The sequence below is a fragment of the Peptoniphilus sp. HMSC075B08 genome, from assembly GCF_001815405.1.
In the GTDB taxonomy this organism is placed as follows: Bacteria; Bacillota; Clostridia; order Tissierellales; family Peptoniphilaceae; genus Peptoniphilus_A; species Peptoniphilus_A harei.
Genome location: NZ_KV820460.1, coordinates 89,545 through 110,732, shown reverse-complemented (window position 1 = coordinate 110,732; position 21,188 = coordinate 89,545). Strand labels below are relative to the sequence as shown.

Genomic DNA, 21,188 nt, shown 5'->3' with positions numbered 1-21,188 from the left:
TAAAAACTCATAAGAGAAATTTTGTTAAGATTAAAAAAATATTTAATCGAGAAAAACTTTAAAATTTAAAAGGAATTTCTAATTTACAAATATTTTATGTTATAATGAAGTCATCACATTTATGGAGGATTGTTATCTATGTTTTTAGGCCTAATGTATTCAAGAAAATATACGGATAAAGCTCACGGCCCAATTGACTCTATATTTGCGACTAATTTTTTATAGGTATTATTAGCTCATCTTTTTGATGGGCTTTTTTAATTGGAGGAAGAATGGAAGATTTTTATTTTTGGAAGAATGAGGTGGCAGACTAATGTGTGGAGTTATAGGCATTTACTCACAAAAAGACGTGAGCAAAAAATTATTTTATGGACTCAACTCCCTTCAACACAGGGGACAAGAAGCATCAGGTATTTGTGTTTTTAATGGGGAGGACTTGATACTAGACAAGGGTATGGGACTTGTTTACGATCATTTTGATGATGAAAGCTTTTTGAAGTTAAAGGGAAATGTTGGGATTGGACATGTTCGTTATGCAACAGCAGGTGGATCTTATAGATACAACTCTCAACCCCTACTTGCCTTCTCAAAGAACAAGGAGTTTGCCCTTGCTCACAATGGAAACCTTGTTAACCACAAGTCCATTAGGGAAGAGCTTGAAGACGAAGGTATGCTTTTTCAAACTGCCATTGACACAGAAGTTATCCTTTCACTAGTTGCAAAATACTACCAAGGCGACATTGTGGAAGCAGTTAAGAAGACTATGGCAAGGATCAAGGGAGCCTACAGCGTTGTAATGCTTTTTGAAGACAAGCTTATTGCCTTTAGGGACCCAAATGGTTTTAGACCACTTTTAATTGGCAGGGCAAAAAACGGTGAAGTTATAATTGCATCTGAAAATGCTCCTCTTGAAATTATTGGAACTGACGCCATAAGAAATGTTGAACCTTCAGAAATTATTGTTGTTGATAAGGATGGAATCCACTCAGACTTTTATGAAAAGGACGACAAGAAGCACTGCATCTTTGAATATGTTTACTTTGCAAGAACTGATGCCAACTTAGACGGTGTTAACTCCTACAACTTTAGGAGAAGATGTGGAGAAATTTTATCAAAGGAAGCTCCAGTTGAAGCTGACCTTGTCATTGCAGTTCCAGACTCTGGTACACCAGGAGCCATGGGTTATGCCCAAGAATCAGGAATTCCCTTTGCAGAAGGTCTTGTGAAGAACAGGTACATGGGCAGGACTTTTATAAAGCCAACTGCTGAAGAAAGAGAGCTTTCTGTAAAGTTAAAACTTAATCCCCTTGAAACAGTTTTAAAGGGAAAGAGAATTGTCCTAGTTGACGACTCTGTTGTAAGGGGAACAACTTCCAAAAATCTTATCAAGAGGATGAAAAAGGCCGGTGCCAAGGAAGTTCACATGAGGGTAGTTTCTCCTCCAGTAAAATTCCCTTGCTATTATGGAATAAACACGCCATCTAGACAAAAACTTATTGCCGCAAACTATTCTGTGGAAGAAATAAGAGAAAGGATAGGAGCAGATTCCCTTGCCTTCATATCCATGGAGGGAATGCTAGATGCAACTTTGATGAAAGAAAATAAATTCTGCGAAGCCTGCTTTAATGGATCTTACGCAGTAGAGCCAAAGGAGTTAATTGAAGATGAAAAATAATGTTAAGAGAATTTATATCTGCAAGAAAAATGAATTTGACCACCAATCAAAGGCCCTAAGAGAAGAAATCAAAAATTCTCTTGGAATCGAAGCTACTTATATAAAAACTTATAGAAGATACGACATAGACATAAAAGATGAAAGTCTAGAAAAGACTTTGGCCAGTGTTTTTTATGAAGCTCCAGTAGAAGAAGTTTATTATGAAGACTACAAAAAATTAGAAGAATCTTTTGAAAACCCAATTGGAATCCAATACCAACCAGGACAATTTGACAACAGGGAAGACGGACTTATCCAAACTCTTGCCCTTTTCACTGACGAAAAACTAAGGGCCAAGGTTACAGAAGTTTATGACATTGGAGGAGTGAGTCAAGCTGACCTAGAAAAGATCAAGGCCTTCTTAATAAACCCAGTTGACTCTCAAGAAGTTGATGTTTATAAGGAAACTGAACTTAGAGAAGAGGCACAAGAAAACCACGAAAATTTAGTTTATGATGGCTTTAACAAACTTGACAAGGATGGACTTGTTAAATTTGTTGAAGAAAAATCCCTTGCCATGAGTCCAGAAGACTTAGAAGTATTACAAGACTACTTCAAGTCAGAAAACAGGGACCCAAATGAAACTGAAGTTGCAATAATTGATACTTATTGGTCTGACCACTGCAGGCACACAACTTTTAACACAGAACTTGATGTTGACTTTGGTGTTGTGACTGAACTTGATAGGGAAATCAAAAGAGTCTTTGATGACTACCTAAAAATGAGAGAAGAGCTTGGAGTTAAAAAACCAATTACCCTTATGGGACTTGGCACAATTTTATCCAAGGAACTTAGAAAAAATGGAAAGCTAGATGACTTAGAAGTTTCATCTGAAATAAATGCCTGCTCTGTAAAGATCAAGGCAAAGGTAGAAGTTGATGGCAAAGTAGAAGACCGCGACTACCTACTTATGTTTAAGAACGAAACTCACAACCACCCAACAGAAATCGAACCTGTTGGCGGTGCCTCAACTTGTCTTGGTGGTGCCATAAGAGATCCACTTTCTGGAAGGTCCTATGTTTACCAAGCTATGAGGGTAACAGGAGCAGGAGATCCTTTCACTCCAATTGAAGAAACTCTTGAAGGTAAATTACCACAAAAGAAAATTATCACAGAAGCAGCTCTTGGCTACTCTTCTTATGGAAACCAAGTTGGAGTTGCAACTGGACTTGTAGACGAATTATATCACCCAGGCTATGTGGCAAAGAGGATGGAAACTGGTGCAGTTATAGCAGCTTGTCCTCTTGAAAATGTAAAGAGAATTGAACCAACTGAAGGCGACGTAGTTATCCTTCTTGGTGGTAGAACTGGTAGGGACGGAATTGGTGGAGCAACAGGCTCATCAAAGTCCCACAATATTTCTTCTATAGAAACAGAATCTGCCCAAGTTCAAAAGGGTAATGCTCCTGAAGAAAGAAAAATTCAAAGGCTATTTAGAAATCCTGATGCAGCAAAATTAATCAAAAAATGTAACGACTTTGGTGCAGGTGGAGTTTCCGTTGCCATTGGTGAACTTGCTGACTCTATAGAAATTAAACTTGATAAGGTTCCACTAAAATACATGGGTCTAAAACCAAGAGAAATTGCAATTTCAGAATCTCAAGAGAGAATGGCAGTTGTTATCGACAAGGACGACGTAGACAAATTTATGGAACTTGCTGACAAGGAAAACCTTGAAGCAACAGAGGTTGCAAAAGTAACTGGCGACAATAGACTAAAGATGTACTACCAAGACGAACTTATCTGCGACATGAGTTATGACTTTGTAAACCAAACTGGTGCCAAGAGATTTGAAGAAGTTGAAGTTGTAAGCGAAGATCTTCCTAAGTTCTTAAATAATAAAGGTGGAGTGGAAGACTTTGAAAAATATTTATCTGATTTAAATATAACTTCTAAGAAGAATATGATTGAGCTCTTTGACTCATCAGTTGGAGCATCAACAGTCCTACAACCCCTTGGAGGCAAAAAGCAAAACACACCAGCCCAAGTTATGGCAGCCCTTATCCCAACAGATGATGGCGAATCAAGGACAGCTTCAGTAATGTCCTATGGCTTTAATCCAAAACTTTCTGAAGAATCACAATTCCTTGGCGGCTACTATGCAGTAATAGAATCTATTGCAAAACTTGTGGCAGCAGGAGCGCCAGTAGAAGGTATTAGACTTTCCTTCCAAGAATTTTATGAAAAGATGGACAACAAGAAGTCTTGGTCAAAACCACTTAAGTCACTTCTTGGAGCCCTAAAGGCATCAAGGTTCTTTGACGCACCACCAATTGGGGGCAAAGACTCCATGAGTGGAAGCTTCGAAGACATAAATGTTCCACCAACACTAATTTCCTTCGCAGTAAATACTGCTGATGCAAAAAATATCATCAGTCCAGAATTTAAGGGCAAGGGCAAGATTGGTCTTATAAGAACAAAGAGAGATAATATTGGAGCGCTTGACCTAGATATGGCAAAGGAAAACTTCCTAGAGCTACAAAAAGAAATTGAAGGAGGAAATATAATTTCTGCTGCAGCAATTACTCACAAGGGAAGCCTTCCACAAATTTTTGAAATGGCAATAGATAATGTTGGTTTTGACATAAAATTAGATGACCTTTACTCACCACTTTACGGATCTTTTATAGTTGAATACAAAGAAGACAGGGACTTCATAGAAAAACTTGGTGACTTCAAAGAAGATGAAATGCTTGTAAATGGAGAAAAGTTAGATGTAGAAAAATTATCTAAGGCTTATCTTACAACAATGGATAAAATCTTCAAGCCACTTGACTCACAAAAACTAGAAGAACTTGACCAAGCTAAGGCTCCAAAGAGAAGGATGAAATCCAAGAAGCCAGTTGATGAAGTCAAGGTTGTTATACCAGCCTTCCCTGGCACAAACTCAGAGTACGACACAGCAAGGGCCTTTGAAAGGGCAGGAGCAAAAGCTGAAGTTCTTGTATTTAGGAACAAGGACGAAAAAGCCCTTCAAGAATCACTTGATGAATTGGCAGAAAAAATTTCCAAGGCACAAATCCTCGCAATACCTGGAGGCTTCTCACTGGGAGATGAACCAGGTGGATCTGGTAAATTTATAGCCAATGTAATTAGGTCCGAAAAAGTTAAGAAGGCAATTGAAACTTTATTAGAAGACAACGACGGACTTATACTTGGAATTTGTAACGGCTTCCAAGCCCTTGTTAAGACAGGACTTCTTCCTTACGGCAAGATCAAGGACCTTGAAGAAGATGACCCAACCCTAACTTACAACACTTGCTCAAGACACATTGCAAGAGTTGTGGACACAAGGGTTATATCAAACAATTCACCATGGCTTGCAAGACTAGAAGAAGGCAAAACTTACAAGGTTCCAATTTCTCACGGAGAAGGAAGATTTATTGCAAGTGAAGAAGTTATAAAGGACATCCTTGACAAAGAACAAGTTGCAATTTGCTATGAAGATGCGCCAAATGGTTCACTCTTAAATGTTGAAGCACTTATGTCAGAAGATGGAAAGATCCTTGGCAAGATGGGACACAGTGAAAGATTTGTAGAAAATACTTTCAAGAATATTTTTGACATGGAACTTGAAGACATCTTCACTGCAGGAGTAGAATTCTTTAAAGAAGATTAATTAAAAAACAAATATAAAAAATATCTAGGGGCTAGTTTTCTAGTCCCTTTAAAATACAAAAATTTAGGAGTATAATCTTATAAATAGACTTTTAAGAGGGGGAGAAAAATGTTACTAAAAGAGATTTTTGACGAGATAGACAAGAGACAAGATGAAATGGTGGACCATCGCCGCCACATTCATGAAAACCCAGAACTTTCCTTTGAAGAAGTAGAAACTGCAAAATACCTTGCCGATTACTACAAGGGCAAGGATGTGAAAGTCACAAAAAACATGGGAGGAAATGGACTAAGAGTTGTCATCGACACAGGAAAACCAGGCAAGACTATAGCCCTTAGGGCAGACTTTGATGCCCTACCAATCCAAGAAGAGACAGGCCTTCCCTTTGCATCAAAAAATCCTGGAGTAATGCACGCTTGTGGCCACGATGCCCACACAGGCTACCTAATGGTCTTGGCAGACATACTCCTTGAGAAGAAGGAAAAGCTTAGGGGGAAGATTGTAATTATCCACCAACACGCAGAAGAGACACCTCCAGGAGGGGCAAAAGCTATGATTGAAGCTGGAGTCTTAGATGGAGTGGACAATGTCTTTGGTATCCATGTAATGTCAAATATAGACTACGGAGTAGTCCACTACCACAAGGGCAATATCCAAGCAGGAAGGTCTAGATTTGCCATCAAGTTCCAAGGAAAGGGTGGACACGGGTCCATGCCCCATCTTGCAAATGACACCATAGTTGCAGCTTCACACTTTGTAACAGCAGTTCAAACTATTGTATCAAGAAGGCTATCTCCCTTTGAAAACGGAGTTGTTACAATTGGATCCTTCGAGGGAGAAGGAAGCTTTAATATAATCAAGGACTCTGTGAGACTTACAGGAGACATTAGGTCCCTATCTGACGAAACAAGGGAAACTATTGAAAGAGAAATAGACAGGATTGCAAGAGGAATTGGAGAAACTTTTGGCATGGAAGTAGAAGTAGAATGTACAAGCGACTACCCAGTCCTCTACAATGACCCAGACATGACAGACCTTGTAGTAGATGCAATTAAAGAAGCAGATATAAAAGAAGTGAGAGAAATTTACGATGGAGGACCTCTCCCATCATCAGAAGATTTTGCCTACTATGCCAAAGAAAGACCATCTTGCTTTTATTATGTAGGTGCAAAAAAAGAAGATGCACCCTATGCAAACCACAATCCAAAGTTTGACATAAGAGAAGATGCCATGGTAATTTGTGCAAAGACAATGGCAGCAGTAGTAGTAAAGTATTTAATGGAAGATTAAGAAATATAAAAGAGGAGCTTAGGGCTTCTCTTTTTGTGTGTCTATCTTTTTTACTGAATAATCTTTTATTAAGAGGCAAAGATTATTGTGATATGATAAAATTGTCTTGAGGTTGATATTATGAAAGAGCTTAATTTTTCCTACGACAGGAATATAGAAAAGGAAAAAATAAATTTAAAATGCTACGCTTATTATGTAGGTGCCTTTAACTATAATTGGCACGAAGATGTTGAGTGTTTAGTTGTAATAAATGGAAGTCTTGAAGCCTGCGTCAATGGAAAAATTTACAAACTTTCTAAGGACGATATAATTTTCTTTAATACCAATGAAGGCCATGCAACTCTTGCCAAGGAGAGAGAAACCATTGCCCTTGTCCTTCATTTTAGTCCCAAAATCCTAAATTCCTTCGCAAGAAATAGAGATAGGTATTCTTGGCAGGGAGCAACAGATGAATTTACAAGAAATAGTGAATATGCAAAAGAAATTAGGAAATCTATTGTAAATATTATCTCTTCCTTTGAAGATGATTCTTTGGAGAACAAGATGTTGAGGTCACTAGCAAGTGATAAAATAATTTTAAATTCCTTGCTACACTTTGCAGAGAAAGAGGAAAAAAGTAACAATGAAAAGTCTGGTTCTGACAGCGATGAGGTCATGAGAAAGATAATAAAATATCTAGATGATAATTATAGGGAAAAGATCAGTCTTCAAGACTTGGCAGACCTTGTTGGCTACCATCCAAACTACACATCAGAAATAGTATCAAAGAACTTGGGAATTTCTTTTACAGAATACTTACAGAGGAAGAGACTTTCAAATGCGACGAAGGATCTAAAGCAAAGTGAGAAAAAAATTTCTGACATTGCCTATGACCACGGATTTTCGAATGTGAGGAGTTTCAACAATGCTTTTAGAGAAAGCTTTGGAAGGTCGCCTTCGGAGTATAGAGATAGCCTAGACAAGGAGACTCTTGAGATAGATGCTCAGTTTAAAAAAGTATTTCTAAGTGAAGATAATAAACACTGGTTAAGAGCAAAGAGTGACTGGTCTCTGAAGACAGAAAACAAGGAAGAAGACAAGATAAAGTTAAGGACTCAGGATATTGAGAGAGAAGTTTATAAAAAAATAATTGATAACCTAAAAAAGGAAATGGAATCTTTATAAGGTAAGAAGCTTCGGTTTTGCCGAAGTTTTTTTATTGAAAATTAAAAATATAAATTTTCAAATCTTAAAATTTTACCTATCAAAGATTTAAGTCGAAATTTTTGAATAATTATAATAAAAGATGGATTTAATGGGATAAATTGGGACAAAAGATGTAAAATCTTAAGCTGACATGGAAAAGCTTTTCTTAAAAATTATAAAAAAAATATTTTTTTTCTTTTCATGATAAAATTTTAACTTAAGATATGGATAGATTAGATAGAATGCCTTCCGTATAATGAAATCAACAAAGTTTAAGGAGGGTGCTATGAACACACAAACTATTACTATTGGATTTTTACTTTTTGCTATAGTTATGTTTGCATGGGAAAAAATTCCACTATGGGTTACTGCAATGATAGTTGCAGTGGGTTTAACACTTACAAATATTTTAGAAGCTAAAGATGCCTTTGCCGGTTTCACAGACTCAAATGTACTTTTATTTATGGCGATGTTTATTATTGGGGCTGCTTTTTTCGAAACAGGTATGGCACAAAGAGTAGGTGGACTTGTTACTAAGTTTGCAAAAACGGAAAGACAACTCATCGCTGCAGTTATGATTATAACTGGTTTGATGTCGGGGATTTTATCAAATACGGGAACAGCTGCAGTTTTAATTCCAGTCCTAATCGGAATATCTCAATCTACAAAGTTTCCAAAATCGAAAATTTTACTGCCGCTTGTTTTTGCAGCAGCTATGGGTGGAAACTTGAGCTTGATTGGGGCGCCAGGCAACATGATTGCCCAATCAGGACTTGAAACCATAGGAGAGTCTTTTGGTTTTTTTGAATATGCAAAGATTGGACTACCTGTTTTGATTGTTGGAATAATATTTTTCGTTACAATTGGATATAAACTTCTTCCTGACAATGTAGCTAATGAAGATGCAGATTCAATTTATTCACAAGAAAAATCTTATGAAGATGTTCCTGAATGGAAGGGATGGGTTTCCCTTATAGTTTTAATTTTCACTGTACTTGCAATGGTCCTTGAAAAGAAAATTGGAATAAAACTTTTTGTGTCAGCTTGGATCGGTGCCCTAGTTCTTGTAGTAACAGGAGTTATATCATCATCAGATGCTATAAAGTCAATTGATATGAATACAATTCTATTATATGTTGGATCACTTGCACTTGCATCAGCCCTAAAGGAAACGGGAACAGGTGACTTAATAGCCAACTCAATTGTATCAAAGCTAGGAGATAATCCTTCTCCAACGGCACTTATGATTATAATTTTTATTATCTGTGCAACACTTACAAACTTTATGTCGAACACAGCTACAACAGCTCTTATGGTTCCGATTTCCATTTCAATTTCACAGGCAATTGGAGCAGACCCTAGAGCAGTACTAATGGCAACAGTGATTGGTGGATCTATGGCTTACATTACACCAATTGGAATGCCAGCTAACACAATGGTTTATAACATTGGGGGATATAAGTTTAATGATTATGTTAAGGCAGGTCTGCCACTTATTATAGTTTGCGGAACTCTCGCCCTAATTTTACTACCAATATTTTTCCCATTCTTCCCAAATTAAAAGGAGTATAAAATGAATAAAGAAAATTTAGAAAAGAAATTAATTGATGAAATGTCAGCTTTTGTTGGATTAGTGAGTATGAAACTTCCAAAGGACGTGGAAGATAAACTCGAAGAACTTTCAAAAAAGGAAACTAGTCCACTAGCAAAAACTATTTACGAAACAATGAAAAAGAACCAAGAACTTGCTTGGGAGATGAAGAGACCTTCTTGTCAAGATACAGGTGTCCTACAATTCTTCTGTGAGGTTGGAGAAGACTTCCCACTAAGAGGAAATCTGGAAGAACTTTTAAGAGAAGCAACTTATAAGGCGACAATGGAGACACCCCTAAGACACAACAGTGTTGAGACCTTTGAAGAGTACAACACAGGCAAGAACATTGGAAAGGGAACACCAACAGTATTTACCAAAACTGTTCCAGGTTCATCAGCGAGAATTTACACTTATATGGCAGGAGGTGGCTGTTCACTTCCAGGAGCAGGAGTAACTCTTATGCCAGGTGAAGGCTATGAAGCTGTTGTAAAATTTGTTCTTGATAGGATGACTTCCTATGGTCTTAATGCTTGTCCGCCACTTTTAGTTGGAGTTGGTATTGGTACATCAATTGAAACTGCAGCAGTAAACTCTAAGCTTGCCCTTATGAAAAAGGTTGGAGAAGAAAACGAAGACGAAAGAGCTAGAGACTTAGAGAAGAGACTAGAAGAAGGAATCAATAAAATTGGAATTGGACCTCAAGGTTTTGGAGGAGAAAACTCTGTGATGGGAGTTAATATTGTTAACACAGCTAGACACCCAAGTGTATTATCTGTTGCACTTAACGTTGGATGCTGGTCACACAGAAGAGGCCTAATTGTACTTGATGAAGAAATGAATTATGAAATACTAAGTCATGAGGGGATAGAACTATGAGTAAGAAAATTTTAACAACACCTATATCAGCTGAAGATATAAAAGACTTAAAGGTTGGAGATATTGTTTATTTAACAGGAAGAATGGTAACTTGTCGTGACGTTGCCCACAGGAGGGTAATAGAAGAAGGACTTGAACTTCCAGTGGATGTAAAAGACAAGGCAATCCTACACGCAGGTCCAATTATTGCTGAAAAAGATGGCAAGTATGAAATGATTTCTGTTGGACCAACAACTTCTATGAGAATGGAAAAGTTTGAAGAAGAATTTATAGATAAAACTGGCGTGAGAATAATAATAGGAAAGGGTGGCATGGGCGAAGGAACAGCTCGTGGTTGTAAGAAAAATAAGGCCCTTCACCTAGTTATCCCAGCAGGAAATGCTGTTTGGGCAGCTACAAGGGTAAAAGAAATTGTAGACGCACAGTGGAAAGATCTTGGGATGCCAGAAACTCTTTGGGTATGTGATGTCGAAGAAATTGGTCCCCTAATTGTATCTATTGACAGTGAAGGGAACAATATTTTTGAACAAAACAAGGTAACTTACAACGAGAGAAAAGAAGAAGTCTACAAGGACATCATAGACCACGTTCACTATATCAAATAAGTAAAATAAAATAGAAAAAACCAAACCTTATAGAGAAGATAGGCAAGATACCTATCTTTTCTTACTTTGCAAAAGAAAGGCCATCTTGTTTTTATTATGTAGGAGCAAAAAAAGAAGATGCACCCTATGCAAGCCACAATCCAAAGTTTGACATAAGAGAAGATGCCATGGTGATTTGTGCAAAGACAATGGCAGCAGTGGTAGTAAAGTATTTAATGGAAGATTAATAAAATAAAAATTTTGTAGCTGATTCCTTTATGGGTCAGCTATTTTTGTTAAGTTTAGGTTAAATTTTTAGAATCCCCTACACTAACAAAAATTTTATATTATAATCATAGATACAGAAGAATTTTTCTTATTTTATAAAGGAGGATATTATGGATCCTGTTAAGAGAATTAGTGAGATGGAAAAGATTTTAAATGATCACAATGATTTGATTGTAGAACTAAGGGCTGCAATTGAAAAATTTGCTGACCATCAAGAAGAATATATGAAGCTTAGCAATTATTACAGCTCCCAAGAATATTTTGACGACCTAGAGAGGTATGACAAGGGAGAATTGCCAGAAGACCTTCCATGTGGAGTTCTCTCTGAAGATGCTGTCTTTGACCTCTTTGGTGAAAACTTTAATATTGCCATTGAGATGCTTGAACTTGCAACTGAGGTAATTAAATACCGTTAAAAAAGAAGCCGCAGGATTTTTTCTCCTACGGCTTCTTTTAATGTCTTAGTTAAAATTATTGCTCAAAAATTCTCTTATAGCACTGTTTATAAAACTTAGAACTATTGATGCCCAGAAGGCTGTTCCAAAACTTCCTATGGATGCAGTTGAAACTAGTTTAAAGGCAATTTGAAGTACAACTGCGTTTACAACTAGGGAAAATAAACCCAAAGTCACAACTGTTATTGGAAATGACAAAACCTTTAGGATTGGTTTTATTGTAAGGTTAACCAGTGAAAAGATTATTGCCATTGCCACAAAGGCACTTGTTTTTTGAAAATATATATTGCTAAACATTAAATCTAATAAATAAAATGATAAAAAGTTTGCAACTAAAGCACCAAATATTTTTTTCATGTCTTCCTCCTTTATGTATCGTCTATATCTATTATACCCAAAAGAAAATTTTTTATAAAAGCTTTTCTATTTTAATATTGGCATAAATTAAAGTACAATTTTAATTATTTAACAAGTTAGAATAGTTAATGAGAATTATTTATTGATATAATTATTTGTGTTATACTTGTTTTAAAGATCAAGGAGATGATACTATGAGAAAATTTAATTACAGTTCAGTTATACTTTTAATGATTTTAAGTGGAATTATAGCTGGGGTTTTTGAAAATATTTTTGATGGAAATCTTACTGTAATTGGAACGATATTTGCTTGGATTATTAATTACATAATTTGTAGAGGTCTTTTATATAATAGAGAAGGCAGCTTTAGCGAGTATTTTAGAGGAATAAAGACGATGACGGGAAAAGTCTTCTTGATGAATATTTTAGTTTCCCTTATAAGTGCAGCTGCGCTTATTTTTTCAGCTTTAACTTCATTAACTGGAGCTGATCTTGCTGCATCTGGAATGAGAGGAATTGTATTCATTTCAATTTTATATATTTTGGTTACAGTATTTCTTTCACTTATTTTTGCTTATTCAAATTTTGTTATGGCAGATATGAGATATAGAGATTTGCCATTTTTTAAGTGTTTAAAACTTATTATTAAATTAGGCTTTAAATTATTTTCTGAAACTTTTATAATGGGCTTAAAGGTTTTTAAGGTTACAATTATTTCTTCGATTGTGGCAATTTTTATGGCAATTCTGGAAAGGACTATGCCAGCGATTTTTACAATATCTTTTATTGCCTTGGTAGTTGCAGTAATTGCAGCTGTTATTATGGGACCAAACTATATTGCAAGGCTCTCTGATATATACTTGGACAATATCGAAGGTATTTATGATGACATGAAAGAAGATATAGAAGTTATATAAGACTTATAAATTTTCCACTACTTAATGTAGTGGACTTTTTTTAATAGAAATTTTAAGGGATAATAAAGAAGACTTTTACTTTATCTTCCTTGGTCTAATTATAGTTATCCTCTTGGTAATTTTTAGAGGATAGTCAAAATTCATTGGTGACTTCGACTTAATTAATCCCAATGTTTTTGATTATGTTTATTTATAAAGAAGATTTCCTAAGCTTATGGATAATTAGAAATTTTACACCTGGGTAAAAATTTTGTAATAGCAAATTAATTTGTGATAGAATAATTTTATAAAAAGATCTAAGGAGATGGTTTAATGAGAAAGTACAATTACGGATCTATTATCTTAATACTTATTGTCAATGCAATAATTTCTGGAATCTTGCAAAATATTGCTGACGGTAACTTATCAATTCTAAGTGGCTTTGTAGCCTTTATTTTTGATTACATAATTTGCAGGGGACTTCTTTATAATAGGGAAGGAAGCTTTTCTGACTATTTTAGGGGAATAAAGACCATGACAGGCAAGGTCTTTTTGATGAATATCTTGGTGGGCGCCATAACTGTAACCCTAATTTTGCTTGCCACATTTGCATCAGGTGCAGGCTTTTTACTTACTTCTTATGCAGTAAACAGCCCCAAGATTTTTATAAGTTTTGTAGTTTTAATTGCCCTAGTGACAATCTTTACTTCTCTTCTTTTTGCCTACATGAATTTCTTTATGGCAGATGAGAGATACAGGGACCTGACCTTTTTTGACAGCTTAAAGCTTATTCTTAAGGCTGGTATAAAATTATTCTCTGAAAGCTTTATGGCAGGAGTAAAGGCCTATAAGATTACCTTGCTAGCTGGTGTCATTGTCCTTGTAACAGGGGTTCTAGCATTTCAAACTCCAATGGCAGCTATAATTACATTTATATTTGCACTAATCGCTGCGATATCCCTCTTCCTATGTACACCACCCTTCCGTGCAAGCCTATCTGACATTTACATGGACAGGTCAGAAGAAATTTACGAAGAAGTCATGGGATGTGAAGATTAAAAAAAGAAGTCACTTAAATGTGGCTTCTTTTTTCATTTCATTAGTAGTGGCTTATGTCCTCAACTGTTTCCAAAGTACCCAGATAATCACCAGCTTCATCATAAACTGCAAGGTATTTAACTAAGATTTTCTTTCCCTTAATGTCTTTACATATAACTAAACGATCTCTCTTCCTGCTCTTAAAATCATCAAGCAAGGACTTTACCATTGGCACAACTTTTGGAGGATGACAAGAAGCTACATCTCTATTTAAACAAGACTTAGGTCTAGGAAAAATTTTGTCCTTTCCCTCAGAATAATACCTAACGAAGTCATCCTTATCTATAAAGGTTAGCTCGACATCAATGGTCCTAAAAATTTGAAGGGCTTCCTTTATCTTTAAACTTCCAGTTTCGAATTCAAGACTTCCATAAGAATTTTCTTCCTTTGGTAGGATTTCTTTGGGTTTGTAGTCCTTCCAAAGGGGGACATCATCCACTAGGTCTAGTCCATATTCTCCAAAGTCGCCATAGATTTTATTCCACTCTTCTTCTGTGAAGTTTTCTTTTAAAAGTGGGAAGAGGATATTCTCTTCCTTATATATCATTTCATAGATCCTATCTAAAACCTTATTTAAGTTTTCCTCATTATAAGAATTTATTTTTACAATACGTGACAGGTCACTTCTTATTTCATCGTCGACAGCCCACATAACATCACTGGGACCAACAATATCATATTTAGTTTTCAAAAGGGGATAAATAAGTCCAGCCTTTTTGCCGTAATGAGAATTTATTTTTAAAAGCTCTCTTATCTTAGCTAACTTGTCTTTGCTATTTTTGACTTCGTCAGCTAAAAATTTAATTTTTTTATTTTCTACACTTAGGATATTTAGAGGATGACCTGGAATTTTTTCCAAATCCTTTTGACTCTCATCTACAATATTACTTTCGTGGAAAAGTGCAGAATGGATGTCGCAAAGTTTTTGGACTTTTTCTAGGGGAAGGCCACTCATAATTAGTTCTTGTTCAGCATCAACTATTTCCTTTGAAGAGACATCCTTAAAATTTTTTACAAAATCACTTCTAACAGCTTCCAAGTCTTCGCCCTTAGAAAGTCTTTCGATATAGGATTTTAAGAGACTAAGTCTATCATTATCTTCTTTGGAATCATCACTAACATTTTCAACATCAACTAGATTAAAGCCTTCTTCTCTCAACTTTTCTTTAATTAAATCCAAGTCTATATTTTTTATTTCGGCTCCTTTTTTTATTGAAACCATTTTTCCAACAGTAGAAAGGGCTAGGGGATTTGTAATTTCAATAAAACCTAAATCCTTTAAAATGTTTTTTATATTTGGAAATTTTTCAATGAGATTTGCTACAGGTTCGTCTACGTTTATGTTCTTCATATTTCCTCCTAAAATTTTGTTAGGCATATTATACCCAATATTAGAAAATATTTATTAAATTTAATCAAATAAAAAGAGACTCTGTCGAGCCTCTAGACTTTATTTAGCTTCTAAAATCAAAGCTTCTATTAACTTGTAGACAGCTACAAGGCAGATGAGGATAAAGATGCTTAAGAAGGGGTCCTTTGTGTAAGTAACAAGTCCCAGTCCAAGAAGCATGCTTATTAAACTCCCTAAAAATTTTTTATTTTTCATGCTTATCCTCCTTGTCAAATTTTTATGTACTTAATAGAATATTTCTTATCAATTATTATATACCTCAATAAAAGAATTTTAAAGGATAAACCTTTAATTAGATAAAGAATATTAAAAATTTATAAAATTTCCTTCTTTAAAAATAATTTTTACAATTAAATGTTATCATAGATAAATGGAGGAATTATGTTAATTAATTTTTTTAACGGGATGGTCATGGCAATAGCCGACTCTGTGCCTGGGGTCAGCGGGGGAACCCTTGCCTTCATCCTAGGTTTTTATGATAAATTTATAGATAATTTGCACGAATTTTTTGGAGGTCAAGGGGAAAAGAGGAAAGAAGCCTTTAAGTATCTTTTTAATCTTGGACTAGGCTGGCTCTTTGGCCTCTTATTGAGTATTTTTTTCCTGTCAGAACTTTTTCAAAAGGAAATATACTTTATGACTTCGGTCTTTCTTGGCCTAACCCTCATGTCACTTCCCTTCCTAATCTCTAGCGAGATAAAAATTTTAAGAGACAATAAAGAAGAATTTTACTTTATCTTCCTTGGTCTAATTATAGTTATCCTCTTGGTAATTTTTAGGGGAAAGTCAAAATTCATTGGAGACTTCGACTTAATTAATCCCAATGTCTTTGATTATGTTTATTTATTTTTAGCAGGGGGACTTGCCATATCTGCCATGGTCTTGCCAGGGATATCTGGGTCATCAATTCTTCTCATAGCGGGAGTTTACATACCTGTGGTGGAAGCCCTGGGAGAGGTCATGAGGTTTAACTTCGACAAGCTCATGCCCCTTGTAGTAATGGCACTTGGAGTCCTCTTTGGAATTTTTATGTCCATAAGGATTATAAGGGAGAGGCTTAGAAAGAATCGTGACAAGATGATGTATCTCATTCTTGGTATGATAATAGGGTCCCTTTATGCAATAGTAATGGGTCCCACAACTCTTGGAGGAAATCCTCCACTTAACTTATATAATTTTTCAATCCCTGGGTTTTTCTTGGGAATTTTAATCTTGTTCATATTAGAATTTATTAGAATATTAAGACTTAAAGAAGAAAAGAAGACTGGTCATTAATCAGTCTTCTTTATTTTTTTCCACTAATTCTATTAAATTGTCATTGGTCATGAGGTTTTTGGAGTAGTCGATACATATCTTGGCCCAGTCCGATTCCTTCTTTGCTTGGTCAAGAGGAAGGGGCCTCCTCGTCTTCCTGTCAATTAATCTTGAATTTTCAAAAACTCCGTCACGAGAATATTCGAAGACCTGGTCCCTATTTATATAAGAACCCTTTAAGAGGTAGGTTTGGGGATAGACTGCATTGTTTTCTATTTCTTTGCCCCAGCCAAGCAGGTCAATGCCAAATGTAGGGATGTCACTTCTGTACCAGCCCATGAGATTTAAGATAGTGGGATAGAGGTCAAGTTGTGAGCCAACACTGTGTCTCGTGATATTTTTATTAAAGTCAGGGACATGGATGACAAGGGGGATGTTCATCATGTCGTCGTAGTCAATTTCACGTCCCAGCCACCTCTCCATGGACTCTCTGTCCTTTTCCTTGTTAAGGGTGTAGGCGTGGTGGTCTCCGTAAATAACTATGACAGTCTTATCTAAGATTCCAGATTTTTCTAGCTTGTCAAAAAATTCTTCCATGGCCCTGTCGGTGTAGCGGGCACAGGAAATATAATCGTAGACAAAGTCCGTCTTGTCATCAGCTTCCTTTGGAATTTCACGCAAGTTATCTGGCAGATTGTAGGGAGTGTGGGTAGTAAGAGTTACCATAAGGGCAAAAAACTTTTTGCCTTCATCGTCAACTTCTTTTATCTTGTCAAAGGATTGGTTGAAGAAGGACTTGTCTGATAGGCCCATCATGACTTGGTCAGTCTGGTCATAAGTCTCCCCAAGATAAATCCTGTCAAAGTCAAAATTTTTATAGATTTCTTGTCGATTATAAAACTTGCCAGTGTTGCCGTGCATGGCTAGAGTTTCATAGCCCATCTTCTTGGCTATTTTTGGAAGTCCATAAGTTTTTTTATCCTTGTAGACAGAATAGGCCTGGCCATCAAGGGTAGGATAAACTGATGTCATGGAGACAAACTCTGCATCAGATGTGTTGCCAAAGCCTAGGAGTTCAAAATAATTATTAAAATAGATAGAACCCTGCTTCTTTATCAAGGAATTTAAGAAAGGAGTCACTTCTTCTCCATTATAGGTCCTATTGACCACGGCATTTTGCAGGGACTCGCATTGGATGAAGATTATATTTTTGTCTTTTGCAAGTCCAGTAAAGTCATTGGCTTTAGTCTCTTGTAAGCTAAAGTATTTTTTTATGTCAGTCTTTTCTAGGGACTTGGCATCGTGCCTGGCTTCCACTCTTGTGTAAATAGGAGATAAGAAAGTTGAAGTGTAGACTTCTGTTCCCCTTAGGGGTTTTATAAAAAGTCCAGGTAAGATGAGGATGGCAAAAAATATTCCAAGTTCTTTATAAAATCTTTTCTTATTAAAGGCTTCTTCCCAATAATATTTTTTTATCAGATAGGCAAGGCCTAGGCCAGCTAAAATCATGAGGAAGTAGGCAGGAGAAAAGTCCTTAAAGATCACAGGTAGGACTCCGCCAGCTTCTCTTGCAAGCCCAAGCCTTCCAAATATATCAAAGGAATGGAACTCCCTAAAGTAAATTGAAAGGCCAATCTTTAAAAATACAATTAAGCCCACCACAGTATATTTATAATTTTTCTTGGGATAGAGATTTAAAAGTATATAATCGAGACGGCCTGTCAAGATAATAGAAATAATTAATATGTAAAGACCCTTGTCACTTGTGGGGCTTCCAAGAGAAGTCCTATAGAAAATAAGATTTATAATAAGAAATAAAGTTTTTGTAAGATTTTTAAAGTGTTTTTCCATTTGTCCTCGTCCTTAATAATAAGCTTAAGGAAATTATAAAATAAGAAGGATTTTTAAGCAAGAAAAAACCAGCCTCTTGGCTGGTATGACTTTATATACTTTTTCTATTAAAGGTATCCCATTCTGACAAGTCGCCAGCCTCGTAACCCTTCTTGAACCAACGAACCCTATTCTCACTAGATCCGTGGGTAAAGGACTCTGGCCTTACATAGCCTTGGGCCTTCTTTTGGATTGTGTCGTCACCAATGGACCAAGCAGCTGATACTGCCTCTTCAATGTCGCCTGGGTCAAGATAGCCCTTGTCCTTTTGGTATCTTGCCACAACTCCTGCCAGGTAATCTGCTTGAAGTTCAAGCCTAACTGTCAAGGCGTTTCTTTCTTCTTCAGACATTTGACTAGCAAGCTCTTGGTATTGTTTCATGATGCCAGTGACTTCTTGGACATGGTGACCAACCTCGTGACTAATTACATAGGAGAGGATAAAGTCTCCCTCGTCAGCCCCAAAGTCCCTTATGAGTGAGTCGTAAAAGGAAAGGTCCATGTAGATAGTCTCATCACGTGAGCAGTAGAAGGGTCCCATGCCTGAGTTGGCAATACCGCAACCACTTTTTACTTGGCCCTTGAAGATTTCCATCTTGGGCTCCCTATACTCTATTCCTTCTTTTTCTAAAATTTCGTGCCAAGCATCTTCGGTGTCAGCCAAGACAACTGATGAATAATCGTAAAGAGTTTGCTCTCTCTCAGACAGTTGATATTCCTGTTGAGAGTTTTGGGCTCCCCCACCAAGTCCTGACCTAATAGCATCTCTTGGGCTTCCTGTTATTAAAAAAACTATAAGTGCAATTATAAGTCCTCCGCCACCAAGGGCAACGCCGCCACCCTTAGACCTGGAAACATTTGAACTTTTTCTTCTACCTTGCCATTTCATAATATCCCTCCAAGGCTTTCTTACCCAAATTAAGGAGAGATTATTGGAAAACATTTAAAGATTTACTATAATAAAATACAAGTGATGAATTATGAAAAAATTATTTATAATAAGTTCCAAGTCGGGCAGGGGCCGTGACAAAAACTTTGAGAGGGAACTTTTAAAATATTTTAAGGAAGACGAAATTAAAATTACAGAAAAGCCTGGGGACACAATCTCCTTTGCAGAGGACTTTAGGGATAGTGGCGGCGACCTCCTCTTTATAAAGGGAGGAGACGGTGCCTTATCAGAAGTTGCCAGCGTATTGAGGGGAAGTGACACAGCCCTTGGACTTGTGCCAGGTGGAACGGGCAACGACTTTTCCAAGAACTTCGGGCCCTTTGATCTTTCAAATATTTTAAACTATGAAATTTTCCCCATTGATTTAATAGAAGTAAATGGAAAGACTTGCATAAATGTAACCAGCCTTGGATTTGACACAAATGTCTTGAAGTATGCCTATGACCTCATGAAGAGGAAGAATATTTCAGGCAAACTTGCCTACCTCTACGGGGTCATAAAAAGTGTTGCAAACTTAGAAATTGTAAATTTAAAAATTTCTTATAAGGACCAAGAAGATATTGAAAGAGAAATCAAGGGGAGATTTTTGGTTTCTGCCCTTTGCAATGGGTCTTATTATGGAAATGGATTCAATCCCTCACCAAGGGGAAGGCTCGATGATGGACTTTTGAACTTAATCTTGGCTCATGAGATGGGGCCAAGGGGGATAATAAAATTATTTTTATCTTATCGCAAGGGGACCCACCTGGGAAAGCCTGGAGTGAAAGAAATCATTACAAGGTCTGGGGTGATTTCATCGGACCGAGAATTTTTATATAACATTGACGGAGAAATTTATAGGGCAAGGGAGATAGACTACAAGGTCTTGCCCAAGGCTTTAAAGTGGATTTATTTTAAGGAGTGAGAAGATGAAAGTTGTAGTATTTGCAGGAACTCATGAAGACACAAGGATGGGAGCAGACCTCTTGAGGGAGAGGGGGTTTGAAACTTTGTCCTATCCTATTTCCAAGAACCCCAAGGACCAATCCCTCCTTCAATATTATTCAAGGGAAGAACTAACAAGGCTTGTTGAAGAAAAAATTGTAGATGCAAAAAAATCTGGCGCAGAGAAAATTTTTATCTACTGCAACTCTCTTTCAGCATCAATAGATCGAGGGGACTTATCTAGCCGCCAGGACATCCAAATTATCACTCCCTTGGACTTTTATAAAGATCTTGACTCTAAGTATAAAAAGTTAATTATACTTGCAGCAAACTCAAAGTCAGCTCATGGAGTGGATGCCCTTCTTTGCCAAAAGAACTTTAGGGACACAATTTCTATTGGAATCCTAAGTCTTGTGGAAGAAATCGAAAAGAAGACTGAGCCAGAAAAAATTGTTGATAAGCTTGGTCTAAAAGACCTCTTTAACTTTTTTAACAAGATGGAAGAAAGACCTGATGGAATTATCCTCGCCTGCACCCACTTCCCCTACATGAAAGAGGAATTTAAAAAATTGACAGATATAGAAATCTTGGATCCAGCAGAAGATATGATAAAAAGACTTTAAAGACAAACAATCCACAGAAAATTGAAAAATTACACAAAAAAAAGAGCTTTTTCTTAGCTCTTTTCTTTTTTTACCCACAAAAGTTGATAACTTTTATGAAATTGTGGATAAGATTGTATAATTTTTATAAAATCCCCTTAAAATTCTTGTAAATTTACAAATTTTTCTTGTTTTATGATAA

Annotated in this window: 18 protein-coding genes; 13 read left to right on the top strand and 5 right to left on the bottom strand. The window is 36.3% G+C overall.

The window, feature by feature from the left end; genetic code table 11:
- Positions 1-313 precede the first annotated feature (313 nt).
- The 8 genes from purF (at position 314) to HMPREF3023_RS09060 (ending at position 11,566) form a co-directional block, all read left to right on the top strand.
- The gene (gene purF / locus HMPREF3023_RS09095; protein ID WP_070702777.1) at positions 314-1,675 is read left to right on the top strand and encodes an amidophosphoribosyltransferase; all 1,362 of its coding nucleotides are present in this window, start codon (positions 314-316) and stop codon (positions 1,673-1,675) included.
- Entirely contained in the window at positions 1,665-5,333 is a 3,669-nt protein-coding gene (locus HMPREF3023_RS09090) for a phosphoribosylformylglycinamidine synthase (protein ID WP_070702776.1), read from the top strand. Before purF ends, HMPREF3023_RS09090 begins: the two co-directional genes overlap by 11 nt.
- A 108-nt stretch (positions 5,334-5,441) precedes the next feature.
- Entirely contained in the window at positions 5,442-6,623 is a 1,182-nt protein-coding gene (locus tag HMPREF3023_RS09085; protein ID WP_070702775.1) for an amidohydrolase, read from the top strand.
- Positions 6,624-6,743: 120 nt separating this feature from the next.
- Positions 6,744-7,787 (top strand): AraC family transcriptional regulator, encoded by a 1,044-nt coding sequence (locus HMPREF3023_RS09080; RefSeq protein WP_070702774.1) that lies wholly within the window; start codon positions 6,744-6,746, stop codon positions 7,785-7,787.
- A gap of 307 nt (positions 7,788-8,094) precedes the next feature.
- Positions 8,095-9,369, top strand: a complete 1,275-nt coding sequence (locus HMPREF3023_RS09075; RefSeq protein ID WP_070702773.1) for an SLC13 family permease — start codon at positions 8,095-8,097, stop codon at positions 9,367-9,369.
- 12 nt (positions 9,370-9,381) lie between these two features.
- Positions 9,382-10,278: a L(+)-tartrate dehydratase subunit alpha gene (gene ttdA / locus HMPREF3023_RS09070; protein WP_070702772.1), complete on the top strand. Its 897-nt coding sequence runs from the start codon at positions 9,382-9,384 to the stop codon at positions 10,276-10,278.
- The gene (gene ttdB, locus HMPREF3023_RS09065) at positions 10,275-10,883 is read left to right on the top strand and encodes a L(+)-tartrate dehydratase subunit beta (RefSeq protein WP_070702771.1); all 609 of its coding nucleotides are present in this window, start codon (positions 10,275-10,277) and stop codon (positions 10,881-10,883) included. Before ttdA ends, ttdB begins: the two co-directional genes overlap by 4 nt.
- Before the next feature lie 377 nt (positions 10,884-11,260).
- Positions 11,261-11,566: a DUF4298 domain-containing protein gene (locus tag HMPREF3023_RS09060; protein WP_070702770.1), complete on the top strand. Its 306-nt coding sequence runs from the start codon at positions 11,261-11,263 to the stop codon at positions 11,564-11,566.
- Positions 11,567-11,611: 45 nt separating this feature from the next.
- On the opposite strand, the gene HMPREF3023_RS09055 is transcribed toward HMPREF3023_RS09060, so the two are convergent.
- Positions 11,612-11,962, bottom strand: coding sequence for a phage holin family protein (locus HMPREF3023_RS09055; RefSeq protein WP_070702769.1), 351 nt, complete (start codon positions 11,960-11,962; stop codon positions 11,612-11,614).
- Between the two features lie 194 nt (positions 11,963-12,156).
- On the opposite strand from HMPREF3023_RS09055, the gene HMPREF3023_RS09050 reads away from it, so the two are divergent.
- Both HMPREF3023_RS09050 and HMPREF3023_RS09045 read left to right on the top strand, forming a co-directional pair.
- Positions 12,157-12,879 carry a hypothetical protein gene (locus tag HMPREF3023_RS09050; RefSeq protein ID WP_070702768.1) on the top strand — a complete coding sequence of 241 codons (723 nt, stop codon included), beginning with the start codon at positions 12,157-12,159 and terminating at the stop codon, positions 12,877-12,879.
- A gap of 312 nt (positions 12,880-13,191) precedes the next feature.
- Positions 13,192-13,917, top strand: coding sequence for a hypothetical protein (locus HMPREF3023_RS09045; protein ID WP_070702767.1), 726 nt, complete (start codon positions 13,192-13,194; stop codon positions 13,915-13,917).
- A gap of 40 nt (positions 13,918-13,957) precedes the next feature.
- Here HMPREF3023_RS09045 and HMPREF3023_RS09040 read toward each other — a convergent pair whose 3' ends face one another.
- Positions 13,958-15,307, bottom strand: a complete 1,350-nt coding sequence (locus tag HMPREF3023_RS09040; protein ID WP_070702766.1) for a DUF438 domain-containing protein — start codon at positions 15,305-15,307, stop codon at positions 13,958-13,960.
- Between the two features lie 99 nt (positions 15,308-15,406).
- Positions 15,407-15,562, bottom strand: coding sequence for a hypothetical protein (locus HMPREF3023_RS09510; protein ID WP_168165811.1), 156 nt, complete (start codon positions 15,560-15,562; stop codon positions 15,407-15,409).
- Positions 15,563-15,748: 186 nt separating this feature from the next.
- On the opposite strand from HMPREF3023_RS09510, the gene HMPREF3023_RS09035 reads away from it, so the two are divergent.
- A complete protein-coding gene (locus HMPREF3023_RS09035; RefSeq protein ID WP_070702765.1) occupies positions 15,749-16,642 on the top strand; it encodes a DUF368 domain-containing protein in 894 nt (297 codons plus the stop codon).
- Here HMPREF3023_RS09035 and HMPREF3023_RS09030 read toward each other — a convergent pair whose 3' ends face one another.
- Positions 16,643-18,472 carry an LTA synthase family protein gene (locus HMPREF3023_RS09030; RefSeq protein WP_070702764.1) on the bottom strand — a complete coding sequence of 610 codons (1,830 nt, stop codon included), beginning with the start codon at positions 18,470-18,472 and terminating at the stop codon, positions 16,643-16,645.
- 91 nt (positions 18,473-18,563) lie between these two features.
- Positions 18,564-19,400 carry a KPN_02809 family neutral zinc metallopeptidase gene (locus HMPREF3023_RS09025; RefSeq protein ID WP_070702763.1) on the bottom strand — a complete coding sequence of 279 codons (837 nt, stop codon included), beginning with the start codon at positions 19,398-19,400 and terminating at the stop codon, positions 18,564-18,566.
- A 91-nt stretch (positions 19,401-19,491) separates the two neighbouring features.
- On the opposite strand from HMPREF3023_RS09025, the gene HMPREF3023_RS09020 reads away from it, so the two are divergent.
- Positions 19,492-20,364: a diacylglycerol/lipid kinase family protein gene (locus HMPREF3023_RS09020; RefSeq protein WP_070702762.1), complete on the top strand. Its 873-nt coding sequence runs from the start codon at positions 19,492-19,494 to the stop codon at positions 20,362-20,364.
- Between the two features lie 4 nt (positions 20,365-20,368).
- On the top strand, positions 20,369-21,007 hold the full coding sequence (locus HMPREF3023_RS09015; RefSeq protein ID WP_070702761.1) for an aspartate/glutamate racemase family protein: 639 nt from the start codon (positions 20,369-20,371) through the stop codon (positions 21,005-21,007).
- The last annotated feature ends 181 nt before the right edge of the window (positions 21,008-21,188 follow it).

Coding starts and splice junctions, on each gene's coding strand:
- HMPREF3023_RS09055 (WP_070702769.1), bottom strand. CDS start 11,962: ATGAAAAAAATATTTGGTGCTTTAGTTGCAAACTTTTTATCATTTTAT.
- ttdA (WP_070702772.1), top strand. CDS start 9,382: ATGAATAAAGAAAATTTAGAAAAGAAATTAATTGATGAAATGTCAGCT.
- HMPREF3023_RS09510 (WP_168165811.1), bottom strand. CDS start 15,562: ATGAAAAATAAAAAATTTTTAGGGAGTTTAATAAGCATGCTTCTTGGA.
- HMPREF3023_RS09040 (WP_070702766.1), bottom strand. CDS start 15,307: ATGAAGAACATAAACGTAGACGAACCTGTAGCAAATCTCATTGAAAAA.
- HMPREF3023_RS09085 (WP_070702775.1), top strand. CDS start 5,442: ATGTTACTAAAAGAGATTTTTGACGAGATAGACAAGAGACAAGATGAA.
- HMPREF3023_RS09045 (WP_070702767.1), top strand. CDS start 13,192: ATGAGAAAGTACAATTACGGATCTATTATCTTAATACTTATTGTCAAT.
- HMPREF3023_RS09075 (WP_070702773.1), top strand. CDS start 8,095: ATGAACACACAAACTATTACTATTGGATTTTTACTTTTTGCTATAGTT.
- HMPREF3023_RS09050 (WP_070702768.1), top strand. CDS start 12,157: ATGAGAAAATTTAATTACAGTTCAGTTATACTTTTAATGATTTTAAGT.
- HMPREF3023_RS09035 (WP_070702765.1), top strand. CDS start 15,749: ATGTTAATTAATTTTTTTAACGGGATGGTCATGGCAATAGCCGACTCT.
- HMPREF3023_RS09030 (WP_070702764.1), bottom strand. CDS start 18,472: ATGGAAAAACACTTTAAAAATCTTACAAAAACTTTATTTCTTATTATA.
- HMPREF3023_RS09080 (WP_070702774.1), top strand. CDS start 6,744: ATGAAAGAGCTTAATTTTTCCTACGACAGGAATATAGAAAAGGAAAAA.
- HMPREF3023_RS09020 (WP_070702762.1), top strand. CDS start 19,492: ATGAAAAAATTATTTATAATAAGTTCCAAGTCGGGCAGGGGCCGTGAC.
- HMPREF3023_RS09015 (WP_070702761.1), top strand. CDS start 20,369: ATGAAAGTTGTAGTATTTGCAGGAACTCATGAAGACACAAGGATGGGA.
- purF (WP_070702777.1), top strand. CDS start 314: ATGTGTGGAGTTATAGGCATTTACTCACAAAAAGACGTGAGCAAAAAA.
- HMPREF3023_RS09090 (WP_070702776.1), top strand. CDS start 1,665: ATGAAAAATAATGTTAAGAGAATTTATATCTGCAAGAAAAATGAATTT.
- ttdB (WP_070702771.1), top strand. CDS start 10,275: ATGAGTAAGAAAATTTTAACAACACCTATATCAGCTGAAGATATAAAA.
- HMPREF3023_RS09060 (WP_070702770.1), top strand. CDS start 11,261: ATGGATCCTGTTAAGAGAATTAGTGAGATGGAAAAGATTTTAAATGAT.
- HMPREF3023_RS09025 (WP_070702763.1), bottom strand. CDS start 19,400: ATGAAATGGCAAGGTAGAAGAAAAAGTTCAAATGTTTCCAGGTCTAAG.